Annotated in this window: 17 protein-coding genes and 1 riboswitch; of the genes, 8 read left to right on the forward strand and 9 right to left on the reverse strand. The window is 61.6% G+C overall.

What is annotated here, in order from left to right; genetic code table 11:
- Positions 1–64 precede the first annotated feature (64 nt).
- A complete protein-coding gene (gene uvrB, locus RB216_RS19515) occupies positions 65–2080 on the reverse strand; it encodes an excinuclease ABC subunit UvrB (protein ID WP_010209048.1) in 2016 nt (671 codons plus the stop codon).
- 344 nt (positions 2081–2424) lie between these two features.
- Here uvrB and RB216_RS19520 point away from each other — a divergent pair, with 344 nt between their 5' ends.
- Together RB216_RS19520 and RB216_RS19525 are read left to right on the forward strand one after the other, a co-directional pair.
- Positions 2425–3621: an amino acid aminotransferase gene (locus tag RB216_RS19520; RefSeq protein WP_028617132.1), complete on the forward strand. Its 1197-nt coding sequence runs from the start codon at positions 2425–2427 to the stop codon at positions 3619–3621.
- A gap of 188 nt (positions 3622–3809) precedes the next feature.
- The gene (locus tag RB216_RS19525; protein WP_028617133.1) at positions 3810–4019 is read left to right on the forward strand and encodes a hypothetical protein; all 210 of its coding nucleotides are present in this window, start codon (positions 3810–3812) and stop codon (positions 4017–4019) included.
- 105 nt (positions 4020–4124) lie between these two features.
- Here the strand turns inward: RB216_RS19525 and ptrR are convergent, their stop codons facing one another.
- The gene (gene ptrR, locus RB216_RS19530) at positions 4125–4997 is read right to left on the reverse strand and encodes a putrescine utilization regulator PtrR (RefSeq protein WP_068932731.1); all 873 of its coding nucleotides are present in this window, start codon (positions 4995–4997) and stop codon (positions 4125–4127) included.
- Between the two features lie 104 nt (positions 4998–5101).
- Between ptrR and RB216_RS19535 the strand changes: the two genes are divergently transcribed.
- Positions 5102–6484 carry an aldehyde dehydrogenase family protein gene (locus RB216_RS19535; protein ID WP_028617135.1) on the forward strand — a complete coding sequence of 461 codons (1383 nt, stop codon included), beginning with the start codon at positions 5102–5104 and terminating at the stop codon, positions 6482–6484.
- Between the two features lie 31 nt (positions 6485–6515).
- On the opposite strand, the gene RB216_RS19540 is transcribed toward RB216_RS19535, so the two are convergent.
- Positions 6516–7424 (reverse strand): LysR substrate-binding domain-containing protein, encoded by a 909-nt coding sequence (locus RB216_RS19540; RefSeq protein WP_236318774.1) that lies wholly within the window; start codon positions 7422–7424, stop codon positions 6516–6518.
- A 110-nt stretch (positions 7425–7534) separates the two neighbouring features.
- Here RB216_RS19540 and RB216_RS19545 point away from each other — a divergent pair, with 110 nt between their 5' ends.
- Positions 7535–8734 (forward strand): MFS transporter, encoded by a 1200-nt coding sequence (locus tag RB216_RS19545; protein ID WP_028617137.1) that lies wholly within the window; start codon positions 7535–7537, stop codon positions 8732–8734.
- Between the two features lie 3 nt (positions 8735–8737).
- Here the strand turns inward: RB216_RS19545 and RB216_RS19550 are convergent, their stop codons facing one another.
- Complete coding sequence (locus RB216_RS19550; protein WP_028617138.1) at positions 8738–9043, reverse strand: protealysin inhibitor emfourin; 306 nt, start codon at positions 9041–9043, stop codon at positions 8738–8740.
- 13 nt (positions 9044–9056) lie between these two features.
- Positions 9057–10121, reverse strand: coding sequence for a M4 family metallopeptidase (locus tag RB216_RS19555; RefSeq protein ID WP_308907762.1), 1065 nt, complete (start codon positions 10119–10121; stop codon positions 9057–9059).
- A gap of 128 nt (positions 10122–10249) precedes the next feature.
- Between RB216_RS19555 and RB216_RS19560 the strand changes: the two genes are divergently transcribed.
- Positions 10250–11176 (forward strand): DNA/RNA non-specific endonuclease, encoded by a 927-nt coding sequence (locus tag RB216_RS19560; protein WP_308907763.1) that lies wholly within the window; start codon positions 10250–10252, stop codon positions 11174–11176.
- A gap of 304 nt (positions 11177–11480) precedes the next feature.
- Here RB216_RS19560 and RB216_RS19565 read toward each other — a convergent pair whose 3' ends face one another.
- Complete coding sequence (locus RB216_RS19565; protein ID WP_028617141.1) at positions 11481–11924, reverse strand: hypothetical protein; 444 nt, start codon at positions 11922–11924, stop codon at positions 11481–11483.
- Between the two features lie 103 nt (positions 11925–12027).
- Positions 12028–12222, forward strand: a riboswitch (cobalamin riboswitch).
- Between the two features lie 101 nt (positions 12223–12323).
- Between RB216_RS19565 and RB216_RS19570 the strand changes: the two genes are divergently transcribed.
- Genes RB216_RS19570 through RB216_RS19580 form a run of 3 tightly spaced genes read left to right on the forward strand, consistent with a single transcriptional unit; the run spans position 12324 to position 15108 of the window.
- A complete protein-coding gene (locus tag RB216_RS19570; RefSeq protein WP_028617142.1) occupies positions 12324–13334 on the forward strand; it encodes an ABC transporter substrate-binding protein in 1011 nt (336 codons plus the stop codon).
- An 8-nt stretch (positions 13335–13342) separates the two neighbouring features.
- Complete coding sequence (locus RB216_RS19575) at positions 13343–14347, forward strand: FecCD family ABC transporter permease (protein ID WP_308908891.1); 1005 nt, start codon at positions 13343–13345, stop codon at positions 14345–14347.
- Positions 14344–15108, forward strand: coding sequence for an ABC transporter ATP-binding protein (locus tag RB216_RS19580; RefSeq protein WP_028617144.1), 765 nt, complete (start codon positions 14344–14346; stop codon positions 15106–15108). Before RB216_RS19575 ends, RB216_RS19580 begins: the two co-directional genes overlap by 4 nt.
- A gap of 47 nt (positions 15109–15155) precedes the next feature.
- Here the strand turns inward: RB216_RS19580 and RB216_RS19585 are convergent, their stop codons facing one another.
- The 3 genes from RB216_RS19585 to RB216_RS19595 all read right to left on the reverse strand — a co-directional run bounded on the left by RB216_RS19585 (position 15156) and on the right by RB216_RS19595 (position 16514).
- Positions 15156–15653 (reverse strand): GNAT family N-acetyltransferase, encoded by a 498-nt coding sequence (locus tag RB216_RS19585; RefSeq protein WP_308907764.1) that lies wholly within the window; start codon positions 15651–15653, stop codon positions 15156–15158.
- Positions 15650–15874, reverse strand: a complete 225-nt coding sequence (locus tag RB216_RS19590; RefSeq protein WP_068932742.1) for a hypothetical protein — start codon at positions 15872–15874, stop codon at positions 15650–15652. Before RB216_RS19590 ends, RB216_RS19585 begins: the two co-directional genes overlap by 4 nt.
- A gap of 100 nt (positions 15875–15974) precedes the next feature.
- Positions 15975–16514 (reverse strand): hypothetical protein, encoded by a 540-nt coding sequence (locus tag RB216_RS19595; protein ID WP_308907765.1) that lies wholly within the window; start codon positions 16512–16514, stop codon positions 15975–15977.
- Positions 16515–16600 lie beyond the last annotated feature (86 nt).

Here is a 16600-nt window from a genome sequence, read left to right on the forward strand (position 1 = left end):
ACCAGCACGGGGGGTTCTGGCAGACCGAGGTGCTCGCGAAGAGGCCATCACCGCCCCTGCAAGATCAAACAGCCAGCAACCGCTCGCGCAACTTGCCAATCTCATCCCGCGTCTGCGCCGCTGCCTCAAACTCCAGGTCCCGCGCCAACTGGTACATCTTCTCTTCCAACTGGCGGATGCGCTTGGTGATCTCGCTCGGCGAGCGCAGTTCGTTCTCGTACTTGGCGCTTTCCTCGGCGGCCTTGGCCATGCCCTTACGCTTCTTGCTACGCGAGCCCGGCACGGTGGCGCCTTCCATGATGTCGGCAACGTCCTTGAACACGCCTTTCGGGGTGATGCCATTTTCCAGGTTGAACGCGATCTGCTTGTCGCGACGGCGCTGAGTCTCGCCAATCGCACGCTCCATGGAGCCGGTGATGCGGTCTGCGTAAAGAATCGCCCGGCCATTGAGGTTGCGCGCCGCACGGCCAATGGTCTGGATCAGCGAACGCTCGGAGCGCAGGAAGCCCTCCTTGTCCGCATCGAGGATCGCCACCAGCGACACTTCCGGCATGTCCAGGCCTTCGCGCAGCAGGTTGATCCCCACCAGCACATCAAAGGTGCCCAGGCGCAAGTCGCGGATGATCTCCACACGCTCCACGGTGTCGATGTCCGAGTGCAGGTAGCGCACGCGCACGCCGTGGTCGGCCAGGTAGTCGGTCAAGTCTTCGGACATGCGCTTGGTCAGCGTGGTGACCAAAACCCGCTCCTCCAGAGCCACACGCTTGGTGATTTCCGAGAGCAAGTCGTCGACCTGGGTCAGCGCCGGGCGGATTTCGATTTCCGGGTCAACCAGGCCGGTCGGCCGCACCAGTTGCTCGATCACGCGGCCGGCATGCTCGGCCTCATAATTACCCGGCGTGGCGGACACAAAGATGGTCTGCGGGCTGATGGCTTCCCACTCATCAAAGCGCATCGGCCGGTTATCCAGGGCCGACGGCAGGCGGAAACCGTACTCCACCAGGGTTTCTTTACGCGAACGGTCGCCCTTATACATTGCGCCCACTTGCGGCACGCTGACGTGGGACTCGTCGATCACCAGCAGCGCATCAGGCGGCAGGTAATCATAAAGCGTCGGCGGCGGCGCACCGGATTCACGGCCCGACAAGTAGCGTGAGTAGTTTTCGATACCGTTGCAGTAACCCAGCTCCAGGATCATCTCCAGGTCGAAACGGGTACGTTGCTCCAGGCGCTGGGCTTCCACCAGTTTGTTGTTGGAGCGCAGGTACTCCAGACGCTCGGCCAACTCGACCTTGATCCCTTCGATGGCGCCCATCAGGGTTTCACGCGGGGTCACGTAGTGGCTTTTCGGATAGAAGGTGAAGCGTGGCAGCTTGCGAATCACCTCGCCGGTCAATGGGTCGAAGGCCGACAGGCTCTCGACTTCATCGTCGAACAGCTCGATACGGATCGCTTCCAGGTCGGATTCCGCCGGGTAAATGTCGATCACATCGCCGCGCACGCGGAACGTGGCGCGGGCAAAGTCCATGTCGTTGCGCGTGTATTGCAGGCTGGTCAGCCGGCGCAGCAGTTCGCGCTGGTCAAGTTTGTCGCCGCGATCGACGTGCAGCACCATCTTCAGATAGGTTTCCGGGCTGCCCAGGCCGTAGATGCACGACACGGTAGTGACGATGATCGCGTCCTTACGCTCCAGCAAGGCCTTGGTCGCCGACAGCCGCATCTGCTCGATGTGGTCGTTGATCGACGCATCCTTCTCGATAAAGGTATCGGAGGATGGCACGTAGGCTTCTGGCTGGTAGTAGTCGTAGTAGGAAACGAAGTACTCCACCGCGTTGTTCGGGAAGAACGCCTTGAACTCGCCGTACAGCTGCGCGGCCAGGGTCTTGTTCGGCGCCAATACCAGCGTCGGTCGGTTGATCTGCGCGATCACGTTGGCAATGCTGAAGGTCTTGCCCGAGCCGGTCACCCCGAGCAGCGTCTGGTGCGCCAAGCCGGCCTCAATGCCCTCGACCATCTGGCGAATGGCTTCCGGCTGATCGCCAGCGGGTTCAAAGCGGGTGACGAGTTGGAAATCCGACATAACGTACCTCGTGTAGTCACCCCCGGACTGTAAACCCGTCGAGGACGAAATAGACCGCCACCCGCGAAGAATCAGAGCGGATAGTAGGAAAAAACCATGATAGACATAGAAGTGGTGGCGAATGTGACGGGTTTCAAGGCAATCGCCCTACGCGCCCTGACCGATCAATGTTGCAATAAGACTAACGGTCAGCAAATAAACCGAAAAACTTGGCCGAAAAGCCGTTTCGGCTGTCGCCTCAGGCGGTGATGGTCTCTATACTAACTCCCCGTTTGTGCACCGCTCTAGTGCATTCGGCTGGAGCGCGACACGTCCCTCCTACCCCCCATAGAGCTGCCGCAAAAATGAGCCTGTTCTCCGCTGTCGAAATGGCACCACGCGATCCAATCCTGGGCCTCAACGAAGCATTCAACGCCGATACACGAACCACCAAGGTCAACCTTGGCGTGGGCGTTTACTGCAACGAGGAGGGGAAGATTCCACTCTTGCGTGCCGTTGCCGAAGCGGAAGCCATTCGCGTGGCGCAACACGCCGCCCGTGGCTACTTGCCAATCGACGGCATCGCGGCCTACGACAAGGCCGTGCAAACCCTGCTGTTCGGCGCAGAATCGCCGCTGCTGAACGCTGGCCGCGTTACCACCGTGCAAGCGGTAGGCGGCACTGGCGCGCTGAAGCTGGGTGCTGACTTCCTCAAGCAGTTGCTGCCAAACGCCGTCGTGGCCATCAGCGACCCTAGCTGGGAAAACCACCGCGCCCTGTTCGAAACCGCCGGTTTCCCGGTGCAGAACTACCGCTACTACGACGCCGCCACCCACGACGTGAACCGTGCCGGCCTGCTCGAAGACCTCAACGCCCTGCCACCCCAGTCCATCGTGGTGCTGCACGCCTGCTGCCACAACCCGACCGGCGTCGACCTGACCCCGACCGACTGGCAGAACGTGCTGGACGTGATCAAGGCCAAGAACCTGGTGCCGTTCCTCGACATGGCCTACCAGGGCTTTGGCGACGGCATCCACGAAGACGCCGCCGCCGTGCGCCTGTTCGCTGAGTCGGGCCTGACCTTCTTTGTGTCCAGCTCGTTCTCCAAGTCGTTCTCCCTGTACGGCGAGCGTGTGGGCGCACTGTCCATCGTCGGCGACTCCAAGGAAGAAAGCGCGCGCATCCTGTCCCAGGTCAAACGCGTAATCCGCACCAACTACTCCAACCCGCCGACCCACGGCGCGGCGATCGTTGCAGCGGTACTGAACAACCCTGAACTGCGCGCCCAGTGGGAAGCCGAACTGGCCGAAATGCGCCTGCGCATCCGTGGCATGCGTGAGCAGATGGTGGCCGAACTGGCCAAGGCTGCTCCGGGCCACGACTTCAGCTTCGTCGGCCGCCAGCGTGGGATGTTCTCCTACTCCGGCCTGACTGTTGAGCAAGTTACCCGCCTGCGCAGCGAATTCGGCATCTACGCCCTCGACACTGGCCGTATCTGTGTGGCGGCGTTGAACCAGTCGAACATTGATGCAGTCACAAAGGCAATTGTTCAGGTTCTCTAAACCTGACGGCGCTGCGGAAAGGGAAGCCACGGCTTCCCTTTTTTATGCCTGTCGGAAAACCGCCTGCTCCCCTAGACTGAATCCTGTAGGAGCCCGGCTTGCCGGCGATGGCGTCCCCATGGGCCTCATCGCCGGCAAGCCGGGCTCCTACAGGCAGAGTGTTCCGACATTACCCCAATGAGTAACCTATGAGAAACGACGACCTGGACCTGCGTGCCGACCGCGACGAACTGCATGACTACGCCCCACGCGCACCGCAACCCAAGCGCCAGAAGAGCCTGGTGCTGCAAGTGGCACTGGGTGTGTTCCTCGGCGGCCTGGCACTGTGGCTGGTGCAATTGGGTGCGACCGCACTGATGGCGAAGCTGGCGATGGGCACCCTGCAATTTGGCGGCTGAAAACGATCAAAATGTGGGAGCTGGCTTGCCTGCGATAGCATCAACCAGTTTTGCCTCATACACCGAGGTGCCAGCATCGCAGGCAAGCCAGCTCCCACATTTGAATTACTGCGCTACCAGATTGCGTTCCTCCAACAACTTCACGAAACTGTTCAAACTCTGCGACACCGTCCCCCGCCGCCAGATCAGCCATGTGTGCAGGATCCGGAAGTTGTCCGTCAGCGGCCACACGCTCACCGCCGCCGACCCCGGCATGCTGTCGAGCATGCTGCGCGGCATAAGCGCCAGCCCCGCCCCGGCGCTGACACAGGCGAGCATGCCGTGGTAGGACTCGATCTCGAAGATCTTGCCCGGTACCGCGCCGTCCTGTGAGAACCAGCGCTCAAAGTGATGCCGGTACGAACAGTTGGAGCGAAAGGTGTAGATATTTTCGCCATTCACGTCCTGGCCGCGTTTGATCGGCGCGTGGTGCAGCGGCGCAATCACCACCATCTCCTCTTCAAACACCGCCACGCCTTCCAGGGTGGAATGCAGCACCGGTCCGTCGACAAACGCCGCCGTCAGCCGCCCCGACAGCACGCCTTCAATCATGGTGCCCGAGGGGCCGGTGCTCAGGTCCAACTCAACCTTGGTGTGCTTCTGGTTGTACGCCGCCAGCAGCGCCGGGATGCGCACCGCTGCGGTACTTTCCAGCGAGCCAAGGGCAAACGCGCCCTGGGGCTCCTCCCCCGCCACGGTCGCGCGGGCTTCCTGCACCAGGTCGAGAATGCGCCGCGCATAGCCAAGGAAATTCCACCCGGCCGGGGACAGGCGCAGGCGGCTTTTCTCGCGGATGAACAATTCCACGCCCAGGTCCTGCTCCAGTTGCTTGATGCGCGTGGTCAGGTTCGACGGCACACGATGAATCAACTGCGCGGCGGCGCTGATGCTGCCTTGCTCGGCAACGGCCTTGAAGATTTCCAGCTGCACCAGGTCCAAATCATTCTCCAATCGTGAACGTATTGCTTAATATTATTCAGTTTCCAGAAAAGAGATAGCCCCGTACGCTGAACCCCACTGAATTCACTCAGCAGGACGGTGCCATGAACGCGACTACCCACGCCCTCTCGATCAACCCGGCCAACGGCGAAACGGTCGGCAGCTATCCGTATGAAACCGCGCAGCAACTGGACGCCGCCCTCGACCGCTCCACCCTCGCCTTCCGCGCCTGGCGCCGCCAGCCAGTGAGCCAGCGCGCCGAGTTGCTGCTGAGCCTGGCCAGCGCGTTGCGCGAACAAGCCGAAGACATGGCGCAGATGATCACCCTGGAAATGGGCAAACCCATCGCCCAGGCCCGTGCCGAAATCGAAAAATGCGCGCAACTCAGCGAATGGTACGCCGCCCACGGCCCGGCCATGCTCGCCCCTGAGCCGACCCTGGTAGACAATGGCAGCGCGCAGATCGAATACCGCCCGCTGGGCCCGATCTTCGCCGTGATGCCGTGGAACTTCCCGGTGTGGCAAGTGCTGCGCGGCGCCGTGCCGACGATGCTGGCCGGCAACACCTACGTGCTCAAACATGCGCCGAACGTGATGGGCAGCGCCTATCTGATCCAGCTGGCGTTCCAAAAGGCCGGTTTCGCCGATGGCCTGTTTGAAGTGGTCAACGTGACCAACGAGGGCGTGTCCAAAGCCATTGCCGACCCTCGCATCGCCGCCGTCACCCTCACCGGCAGCGTGCGTGCCGGCGTCGCCATCGGTTCCCAGGCCGGTGCCGCGCTGAAAAAATGCGTGCTGGAGCTGGGCGGTTCCGACCCCTTTATCGTGCTCAACGACGCCGACCTCGACGCCGCCGTGCAAGCCGCGCTGATCGGTCGTTTCCAGAACAGCGGCCAAGTCTGCGCCGCCGCCAAACGCCTGATCATCGAGGAAGGCGTAGTGGAAGCCTTCACCGCCAAATTCCTGGAAGCCAGCCGTGCCTTGGTGATGGGCGACCCGACTTCAGCCACCACCTACATCGGCCCGATGGCACGCTTCGACCTGCGCGACGAGTTGCATGGCCAGGTCCAGGCCACTTTGGAAGAAGGCGCGACCCTGCTGCTGGGCGGCAATAAAGTACCCGGCGCCGGTAATTACTACGAGCCGACCGTGCTGGGTAACGTCACCGACCAGATGACTTCGTTCAAACAGGAACTCTTCGGCCCGGTCGCTTCGATCATCACCGCCCGCGACGCCGACCACGCCGTGGCCCTGGCGAATGACAGCGAGTTCGGCCTCACCGCGAGCATCTTCACCACCGACCCGGCCAAGGCGCGCGATATCGCCAACCAGCTGGAAACCGGCGGCATCTTCGTCAACGCCTTCAGCGTTTCCGACCCTCGGGTGGCGTTTGGTGGCGTGAAAAAGAGTGGTTTTGGCCGCGAGCTGTCTCACTTTGGCGTGCGGGAGTTCTGCAACGCGCAGACGGTGTGGCTGGACCGCAAGTAACACACGTGGGTGGTACGGGCACGGGTTGTGGCTATCGCCCTCCCAGCCCCGCCACCAAGGCTTCCAGCACCACACTGACCTTGGGCAACGCCTGGCGATTCCTTACCCAGGCCAGCCTGATCGCAGCCCCCTCGGTGGCCAGCTGCGGCAGCACCTCAACCAGCTTGCCTTCCTCCAGCGATGGCCGGACGACCCACGACGGCAGTTGCACGATCCCACAACCGGCCAACGCGGCCTGCATCAAGCCATCGCCATTGCCAATCACCAGGTGCGGCGACATCTGCCAGCGCCGTGCAGTGCCCTGTTCACCGGCGAAGTTCCAGGGGCTGACGCGTCCGTCCACCCAGCCGTAGGCGAGGCACTGATGCCGTTCAAGCTCACGCTCGCACGTCGGGGTGCCATGGTTCGCCAAGTAATCCGGCGAGGCACACAACGTATGCCATTCGTGGGCGAGCACACGCTGTTCGATCGTTTCTGGCCAGCCCTGCGCCCCACCGACACGCACCACCAGATCCACACCCTCCTTGAACGGGTCCACTAACCCGTCGCTGAAGGAAATGTGCGGCACCAAGGACGGAAAAGTCTTCAGCAAAGGCAGCAGCACCGGCAACACCCGGACGCGCCCAAACACATTGGGCAGATCAATGCGCACACGTCCACGCGGCTCGCTTTGCTCGGCGCGCAGCGAGAGCTCGGCCTCCTCCAGGTCAGCCAGCACCCCCGTACAGGTACGGTAAAACGCCACACCGGCCTCGGTGAGGGACAAGCGCCGCGTTGTGCGCAGGAACAGTCGAGCGCCCAGGCGCGTTTCGAGCCGCGCGATGCTTTTGCTGATGGCCGAGGCAGTCAGGCTCATTTTCTCGGCAGCGGCGGTAAAGCTGCCGGAGTCCGCGACACACACAAACACATCAATACCTTTCAAGCGTTCGGAAGAAAACATGCACGCCCCGCATTTGTGAATTCAGGTCAGCCAAACTTGTAATTAACATCCTAAATCAGAATTCAAATCAACAGTAAGCTATGGCCGATGAACCTGGCACTGAGGCTCGGATGCTGACCACGCTGAAAAACTACCCCCTGACCGTCAACCTGCTTCTGAGTGCGTCACTGGTGTTGACCCTCGCCAGGGCCATCACCCTGCCCTATCTGGTGATCTACCTGTCGAGCCAGTTCCAATTGGGCGTCGCCGACATCGGCCTGGTGATCGGCAGTTCACTGATCGTCGGCTCATTATTGAGCCTGTACGGCGGTTTCCTGGTGGACAGCCAGCCAGGTTACCGCTTGATCCTGGGCTGTTGCGCGGTGTTCACCTGCGGGTTTCTGGGAGCGTTTGCCGCGCGGGACCTGTGGGTGTTCTACGCCTGCCTGGTCGCGATCAACCTGGCGTACGCCGTCATTGATATCGCGGTCAAATCAGGATTTGGCCGCCTACTGCCCGTCGATGCGCGCAGCGAAGCGTTTTCGATCAAATACACCCTGACCAACATCGGCTACGCCGTCGGCCCTTTTCTCGGTGCGGGACTGGCCGCGCTCGCCATCAGCCTGCCCTTCCTGGCGTCGGCGATGCTGGGCGCCGGTTTTTTTATCGTTTACGCCGTGTGGGGTGACAAGCACTCGATGCCCGTGGACACAAGCCAGCCCGGCGCGCCATTCCTGGCGGTCGGCAAAGTGCTGCTCAGTGATTATCGGCTGGTGTGTTTTACCCTGGGCGGTGCACTCAGTGCCGTGGTGTTCGGCCAATTCACCGCTTACCTCTCGCAATATCTGATCGTCACCACGACACCCGAAATGGCCTACCGGATAATCAGCAGCGTGGTGGCCACCAACGCGCTGATGGTGATCAGCCTGCAGTACGTGATCGGCAAGCGAATCACCCATCAGCACTTGAATCTGTGGCTCGCAGGTGGGTTGGGCATGTTCATCGTCGGCCTGGCGGGGTTCGGCTTGTCCACCTCGCTGATGTTCTGGGTGGTAGCCATGGCGGTCTTCACGCTGGGAGAGATCATCGTGTTCCCTGCCGAGTACATGTTCATCGACATCATCGCCCCCGATCACCTGCGGGGCATGTACTACGCTGCGCAAAACCTGGGCAACGTTGGCGCAGCCTTGGGCCCGGTGCTGTGCGGGATGGTGTTGGCGACACACCCCGCCCACACCATGTTCTATATGCTCGCGCTGTTTGTGGTCGCGGGCGGGTTGCTCTACAGCCTGGGCGCGTCTCTGGCAGGCAAGGTTAACGCTGCCACCTGAACATCAGCAGCGCACATGCCGACGCACACACTGCACCAGCCCGTCCAGCGCCTGCGACTTCACCGGCGCCAGCACGCAGACCGTGTGCTCGCGCTGATCCTCCTTCACCGTCAGGGTGTAATGCACCTGGCCCGGATTACCGGTGGCAGGTGCATTGCTTTGCGGCAATTGAAAGAAGTCGCAGGCCTCGACAAGCCGCCGCAACTCCTGCTGGTCCTGCTCCGGCAGCGCGTCCAGTTCCACCGTCTGTGGCTTGGCCAGGCCCGGAAAGAACCCAGGCCCGCCATTTTCCTTGATTGAAATTTGCATGGTTGTTCTCGCGTCAGACAGCAATGCCGACCGCTTTCCAACCGTCCTTGACCGCTTTCTGTTCATCCTTGTTTGCGCCGTAGAGTCGGCCCGCAACATCGTAAGTGATACGCGCAAAGCGCAGGAACCCGGAGTTGGGCCGCAGCCGCGCATCCCGCAGCGCGTCGTACCAGATACGCCCAGCGCGCTCCCAGGCAAACCCGCCGAGCTTGGTCGCCACCTGATAGAACGCATGGTTGGGAATACCGGAATTGATATGCACCCCGCCATTGTCCTCGTAGGTCTGCACAAAATCATCCATGTGCCCCGGCTGAGGGTCCTTGCCCAGCAGTTTGTCGTCAAACGCGGTGCCGGGGGCTTTCATCGAGCGCAGGGCGGTGCCTTTGATCTTCTTGGTGAACAGTCCTTTGCCGATCAGCCAATCAGCGTCTTCCGCGCTTTGATTCAAGGCATATTGCTTGATGAGCGAGCCGAACACATCCGACAGTGACTCGTTCAACGCTCCGGACTGATTGAAATACATCAGCTTGGCCTCGTCCTCGGTGACGCCATGGGCCAACTCATGGCCAATTACGTCAAGCGCCACCGTGAAGCGGTTGAACAACTGCGCATCCCCATCGCCAAACACCATCTGGGTCGAGTTCCAGAACGCATTGTTGTAGTTCTGGCCAAAATGCACCGTGGCATCCAGCGCCATACCGGCGTCGTCGATGGAGTTGCGATCAAAGACCTGGTCGAAAAAATCGAAGGTGGCGCCCAAGCCCTCGTAGGCTTCGTCCACCGCGGCATCACCGCTTGCGGGTTGCCCCTCACCACGCACCAGCGTGCCCGGCAGGCTGTCGGTACCCTCGGCGCTGTAGATCGAGCGGCGCTTATCGGCCCCCATGGCCAGGGCCATGTGTGCCGGTCCTTTGGCAGGTTCGGCGACCATGCGCAACGAGCGGAACGTGCTGTCCTTGGCGCGGGTGCGCAGCGCGACCTCCCGTTGCGCCTTGTCGCCGTTGCGCGCGATCTGGTCGAGCATATAGGGCGGGATCAGGCAGAAAATCGGATTGCGATGCGGCTGACGAACACACATTGGCTGGCTCCATTTGGCAGGTGACAACGTCCGGGTCATCGATTCAGGATAGCCCCCAGGGGTTAACGCGTGTCATCAATTGTCATTAACCTATGTTGCAGTCGTGTTTATCCAAGGAGGACTGACTGATGCCCGCACGTAAAACCAAAATCGACCTTTCATACCGCCCCAGGCTCGCTGACCTGCGCCCGTTGATCGCACTGAGCCCCACAGTGCTGGAGGCACGGGCGGCGACGCCACGCGTCACCCCAGCCAGAGACTTGAAGGACCGACGCGGCTACGCCGAGGACTTTCTCGGCAGCTTCGGGGTGCCCTGGCCCACGGTTGAAGATACCTTGGCGGGGGATGCACAGAAGCGCCTGGACTACACGCACTTCTCGATCACGATGTCACGCGCCAAGCGGCTTGCGCTGTATGTGGGCGTCAACATCGATGGTGGTCAGCACGTCGACATCATTCGCAGCAACGACACCTGGGCGTATGACGGCCGCCTGCCCATCGATGCGCAGGTGGGCGAAGCGCTGTATGCCAGCAATGGCCTGGATCGCGGCCACCTGGTCCGCCGACAAGACCCCAACTGGGGCGACGAGGCGCAAACCGCCAACTTCGACACCTTCCATTTCACCAACTGCTCGCCGCAGATGAGCGGGTTCAACCAGAAGACCTGGCTGGAGCTTGAAGACTACATCCTCGATAACACCCAACGCTGGAAAGCCCGCGCCACAGTGTTTACCGGCCCGGTGTTCGCCGACGACGACCGCGTGTACCGAGGCGTGCAGATCCCCAAGGCGTTCTGGAAAGTGGTCGCCTACCTCAGCGACAACGGCAAGCCTAGCGCGAGTGCCTACATGATTGACCAGAGCCGCGAACTGGGCCAACTGGACCTGGTGTTCGGCCAACTCAGGACCTACCAGCGCAGCGTAATCCAGATAGAGCGCCTGACCGGCCTGCGCTTCGGCAACCTGGCCGACTACGACGGCTTCAGCAACGAAGAGCGCGCCACCGGCACGCGGATTGAAGCGCTGATACAGGGTCCTGAAGACATTCGACTCTGACCGACGCTTCACATATTGAACTGCGTCACACCCAACGCCAACCACGATGCGAAGCGAGCCGCTCTGGCTCTTGATCTTGATCTGGCTTTTGATCTCAGGCGCCCCGTCAAACACGCTGGCCGAACGCAGGCTTGAGTCCGTGGGTAACCCGGCAGGACGCCGGGTTAGCCGTCAGGCCGCCTTCGCAGGCAAGCCAGCTCCCACATTCTGGATCACGGGAGTAACAGTAAGATTGCAGCCGGCCGTCAAGCTGCCAGCGCCGTACCCCGCGTGGTGTAGATACCTGCGCCCTTTGGCCGCCCCCTCATTGCGCATTGATGTAATGAAACTGCGCCTGCGACTTCTCAACCGCCGCACGCACGTTTTCCTTCTGCGCATCGGTGCCCGAGTAGTAAATCTGCAGACCCTTCAAATCCTGCCCTTCGACGGCTTTGCCGATCACCGCAACGTCGACCGGCGTGCCAGCCCCCATGATTAAAAAGAACACATCGCCCAAGCGCTTGGTATTCAGCAATTCGCCCCTGAGGCTGGCAGCGTTTTGGTCGCCGGCCATGGAAATCGCCAGGGTGTCGCCGAACATACCGCTTTTGGGGATGCTCATCGTGTGCAAGCGAAGCTTGTCTGAGTCGGCCGGCATCGACTTGACATAGGCGGTGGTGGCCTCGTCGAGAATCTGCTGTTCGGATTTACCTTGCGTGGCACAACCGGCCAGGGTGGCGATAAGGACGAGCGCGACAAATGATTTCACGGTGTATTCCTTGTGATAAAGCGATCCATGGGCTGAGCATCATAGGAGCCTCGCCGCCAGAGAGCTACCGTTGAGTTCACGGCCTCCCGTTCAACCGCGTGATCGACTACCATACCGCGCCGGTTCCCGAACGGGACTAATAGGGAATCCGAAGCGCGGTACACCCGTGCCAATCGGAACTGCCCCCGCAACTGTAGGTGCTGAGCCTGCTCCCTGATGCCACTGGACCTTGTCCGGGAAGGCCGGAGCCTGGCGACGACGCATCAGTCAGGAGACCTGCCGGCCCAAGCTCAATTACTAACCGGCGGGGTGTCCGGGAAGGACATTCTTGCTGTCGCTCTCGCAGCGCTTAAGGGTGTATTTCCGAATGGCACGCACGGTTCACTCGGAGATTGCCCCATGCTGCCACGTGTTACCGCCCTGCTCGCTGGCCTGGGTTTCTGTGCCCTGGCCCAGGCCGCGCCCACTCACTATCCGTTGACCGTGGAAAACTGCGGCAGCCACCTCACCTTCCAGCAAGCGCCGGCCCGCAGCGTGACCATCGGCCAGGCCGCCACCGAAATGCTCTACGCCCTGGGCGTGGGCAATAAAGTGGTCGGCACCTCGCTGTGGTTCAACAGCGTACTGCCACAGTACAAAGCGCAGAACGACAGCATCGAGCGCCTGGCCAACAATGAGCCAAGCTTTGAGGCCGTGATCGCCAAACGCCCGCAACTGGTGGCTGCCGAGCTGGAATGGGTGGTCGGGCCGCAAGGCGTGGTTGGCACCCGCGAGCAATTTCATGAGCTGAAGATCCCCACCTACCTGTTGCCTTCGGACTGCGAAGGCAAGGACAACCTGGTCGGCGCCGACGGCACGCGGCTGGAGCCGTTCCGTATCGAAACCATTTATAAAAGCATCAGCCAACTCGCCGAGATCTTCGACGTGCAGGCACGCGGCCAACAGCTGAACGAAGAACTCAAGGCGCGCCTGGCCAAATCCGTCGCCACCGTGCAAAGCAAGGGCCTCAAGCAAGCCAGCGCCTTGGTGTGGTTCTCCAGTTCCGAGATGGCCAGCGACCCTTATGTGGCCGGCCACAAGGGTATTCCGCAATTTATGCTGGAAACCCTCGGCTTGCATAACGTCGTACAGTCCGACGAAGAGTGGCCCGCCGTCGGCTGGGAAACCCTCGCCAAGGCCAACCCGACCGTGCTGGTGATCGCGCGCATGGACCGCCGCCGCTACCCCGCCGACGACCATGAAAAGAAACTCGCCTTCCTGCGCAGCGATCCGGTGACCCGCAACATGGACGCGGTGAAAAACAACCGCATCATCATCCTCGACGCCCTTGCGCTGCAGGCCAGCATCCGCACGTTCGACGGCCTTGAACAACTGGCCACGGCCATCGACGGCTACGATCTGCACCCATGAATACCAGCGTGATCCACACCCTACTCGCCCTGGCCCTGCTATTAGCCGCCGTCCTCGCGGGCGTGGCCATCGGCGAAACCGCCATCTCGCCGCACGTGGTACTGCAGGTACTCGCGAACAAACTGTGGGCCGCCGGTTATGCGCTCGACCCCATCGACGAAGGCGTGGTGTGGAACTACCGCCTCACCCGCGCCCTGATCGCCGCGGCGTGTGGCGCCGGGCTGGCGACGTGTGGCGTGATCCTGCAATCGCTGCTGCGCAACCCGCTGGCCGATCCGTACCTGCTGGGCATCAGCGCCGGCGCCTCGACCGGCGCGGTGCTGGTGGCGTTGATCGGTGTGGGCGGCGGGTTGATTTCGTTGTCGGCGGGCGCGTTTGTCGGCGCCATGGCCGCGTTTGCGCTGGTGATCCTGCTCGCGCGCGCCAGCGGTTCGGCCAGCGGCACCGGCCAGATCATTCTGGCGGGCATTGCCGGGTCGCAGTTGTTCAATGCACTCACCGCGTTCCTGATCACCAAATCCGCCAGTTCCGAACAGGCGCGCGGCATCATGTTCTGGCTGCTCGGCAACCTCAGCGGCGTGCGCTGGCCTTCGGTGTGGCTGGCGGTGCCAGTGGCGATTGGCGGGTTGGCCGTGTGCCTGTGGCACCGTCGTGCGTTGGATGCGTTTACCTTTGGCAGCGACTCGGCGGCCTCCCTCGGCATTCCGGTGCGCCGGGTGCAGTTTGTATTGGTGGGCTGCGCGGCGCTGGTGACGGCGGTGATGGTGTCGATTGTCGGCTCCATCGGTTTTGTCGGATTGGTGATTCCCCACGCCGTGCGCCTGCTGCTCGGCACCGGGCACTCGCGCTTGCTGCCGGCCAGTGCATTGGGCGGCGCGTTGTTCTTGATTGCGGCGGATGTGCTGTCACGCACCCTGATCAAAGGCCAGGTGATTCCGGTCGGCGTGGTCACCGCGCTGGTCGGTGCGCCGGTGTTTGCGCTGATCCTCATTGGCCGGAGGAATGCGCGATGACCGTGCTGAGCTGCGCAGGATTGGGTTTTAAAGTGCGCGAGGCGCAGTTGCTGAGCGACATTCATCTGGAGGTTCAGCCAGGTGAAACACTGGGGATTGTCGGTCCCAATGGTTCTGGCAAATCCACCTTGCTCAAGCTGCTCGCCGGCCTGCGCACGCCAGCGTCCGGCGAAGTCCTGTTAGGCGGCCAGCGCCTTGGCAAGCTATCGCGCCGCGCCATCGCGCAGCAACTGGCGGTGGTGGAACAGCAGGCCGACACCGACGACGCCATCCGCGTGTTCGACGCCGTAGCGCTGGGCCGCACACCGTGGCTGTCGGCGCTGAGCCCCTGGTCCTGCGAGGACGACGCCATCGTCAACCAGGCGCTGCACGACGTCGACGCCACCCACCTGAGCCATCGCGCCTGGCGCAGCCTCTCGGGCGGTGAGCGCCAGCGCGTGCACATCGCCCGTGCGTTGGCGCAGCGGCCGCAGATCCTGTTGCTGGATGAGCCGACCAATCATTTGGATATCCAGCATCAGCTTGGCATTTTGAAGGGCGTGCAAGGGTTGCCCGTCACCACCTTGATTGCCCTGCATGATCTGAACCAGGCATTGACCTGTGATCGGCTGGCGGTGCTGGATCACGGGCGGTTGGTGGCGCTGGGCAAACCACTGGAGGTGCTGACGCCGCAGCGTTTGCAGGAGACGTTCGGGGTGCAGGCGCATTACCTGACGGACCCGTTTGATGGGGCGCAGATATTGCGGCTACGCCCAAACTGATCAACGCGTCCCACTGTAGGAGCCCGCGCCTACAGTGGGTGGTGGTGTTAGAGGGTGCGTTGCATATGCGTCGTGCGCCACACCGGGTCCGTGTCCACATCGACCACCTCGAACCCCTGCCGCAGCCAAAAATCAATCGCCCCCGGCAAAAACGGATGAGTGTGCAGGTACATCACCGCGACCCGATCTGCTTTGGCCTGCGCCTCCAGCGCATGGTACAACTCGCCCGCCAGACCAAAGCGGCGGAACGCCGGCAGCACAAACAGGCGCACCACCTCCACGGTCTTGCGGCCCTGGTAATCCAACTGCGGGAAACGCCCGTCATAGGGTAGGTAGCCAATCGCAGCGACTATCTCGCTCTCATCGCGGGCCAGCAGAAATTGCCCATCACCGTGCAGATAGATCGCCTCGAACTGCGCCAAGTCCGCCGGCATCCCCGTCGCGCTGAGCTTGGGGAAAAGCTCGGCACGGGCTTGCAGCACGAACCTCAATACCTCAGGGATATCCGCCGCAGTGGCCACCTGAATGATCGGGCTTGAACTCATGCAACGGCTATCTGTGTAATCCCCACCACCTGCGCCTGCTCCAGAATTTCATCCGGGCTCGCATCCGCGGGCGGCAGGATCAAGCCATTCTCGGCGTCGCCAAAATGCAGCTGTAGCAAGTGCAACGCCGCTTCATGCACCTGCAATTGGGGTTGCTTGAGTTCGAACACATGGGTGCGGGGCTCGTCGTTGAACAGGTAGTTGAGGGTGTATTCGCGCATAGGGGAAACCTTGTGATGAAAGTAGAGCAGCTGATCAACCTGACTCATCGATCAGTTTTTAAGTTCAATGGATCAGCCTTTACCACCTCCCATGCAGCATTCACTGGTGCAACTCACACGCCGCACTGCCCTTCATACCCGACGCATGCACGCTCACATGACGCACCCTAAAACCAGGCGCTTGGACAAGTTTCTTCTCTTCCCAAGTACCCCCGCTTTCGACTTGGTAGCCGATAGCGCCATCGGCTTGCCAGGTCAGGCGCAGGGTGTACACACCCTTCTGGTCGAGCGTTTGATGAATCTCCGTATCAATGATCGGCGCGGCTTTGTTGAACGTACGCAGGTTGAAAATGCGCTGGTCCGTGCCGGCCGGGGAGTAACTGGAGAGAAACAGCGTGTCGTCTTCGGCAGCGTCCTCGGCGGCTGCGAGAATCACCGAGGGCACCCACTTCTCGCCACGGTCCTGGGTGTCGGTGGTCACCTTGCACGTCAACTGGCCATTGTCGGTGACGTCCTGGCGCCAGGCTGTCTCGAAGTAGCCATAGGGCACGTCGAAGCGCAGGGATTTCTCGGTAACTTGCTCGCAGCCGGCCAGCAGGTAAAGCGCCGATAGACTGATGAATCCTTGAAGAACCTTCACATGCTTTCCTTGGCTTGAATGGGAGGAGCGAAAGAATATCCGGCCTTTAGGGCAAAGTGGATTGATTTAGCTGGGTTGCGTGAGGT

Origin of the sequence: Pseudomonas canadensis (assembly GCF_030980095.1) — a bacterium.
GTDB lineage: Bacteria > Pseudomonadota > Gammaproteobacteria > Pseudomonadales > Pseudomonadaceae > Aquipseudomonas > Aquipseudomonas canadensis.

Excerpts from the sequence above, each read along its gene's own strand:
- uvrB (WP_010209048.1), bottom strand. The coding sequence starts at position 2,080 with ATGTCGGATTTCCAACTCGTCACCCGCTTTGAACCCGCTGGCGATCAG.
- RB216_RS19520 (WP_028617132.1), top strand. The coding sequence starts at position 2,425 with ATGAGCCTGTTCTCCGCTGTCGAAATGGCACCACGCGATCCAATCCTG.
- RB216_RS19525 (WP_028617133.1), top strand. The coding sequence starts at position 3,810 with ATGAGAAACGACGACCTGGACCTGCGTGCCGACCGCGACGAACTGCAT.
- RB216_RS19535 (WP_028617135.1), top strand. The coding sequence starts at position 5,102 with ATGAACGCGACTACCCACGCCCTCTCGATCAACCCGGCCAACGGCGAA.
- RB216_RS19540 (WP_236318774.1), bottom strand. The coding sequence starts at position 7,424 with ATGTTTTCTTCCGAACGCTTGAAAGGTATTGATGTGTTTGTGTGTGTC.
- RB216_RS19545 (WP_028617137.1), top strand. The coding sequence starts at position 7,535 with ATGCTGACCACGCTGAAAAACTACCCCCTGACCGTCAACCTGCTTCTG.
- RB216_RS19550 (WP_028617138.1), bottom strand. The coding sequence starts at position 9,043 with ATGCAAATTTCAATCAAGGAAAATGGCGGGCCTGGGTTCTTTCCGGGC.
- RB216_RS19555 (WP_308907762.1), bottom strand. The coding sequence starts at position 10,121 with ATGTGTGTTCGTCAGCCGCATCGCAATCCGATTTTCTGCCTGATCCCG.
- RB216_RS19560 (WP_308907763.1), top strand. The coding sequence starts at position 10,250 with ATGCCCGCACGTAAAACCAAAATCGACCTTTCATACCGCCCCAGGCTC.
- RB216_RS19570 (WP_028617142.1), top strand. The coding sequence starts at position 12,324 with ATGCTGCCACGTGTTACCGCCCTGCTCGCTGGCCTGGGTTTCTGTGCC.
- RB216_RS19580 (WP_028617144.1), top strand. The coding sequence starts at position 14,344 with ATGACCGTGCTGAGCTGCGCAGGATTGGGTTTTAAAGTGCGCGAGGCG.
- RB216_RS19585 (WP_308907764.1), bottom strand. The coding sequence starts at position 15,653 with ATGAGTTCAAGCCCGATCATTCAGGTGGCCACTGCGGCGGATATCCCT.
- RB216_RS19590 (WP_068932742.1), bottom strand. The coding sequence starts at position 15,874 with ATGCGCGAATACACCCTCAACTACCTGTTCAACGACGAGCCCCGCACC.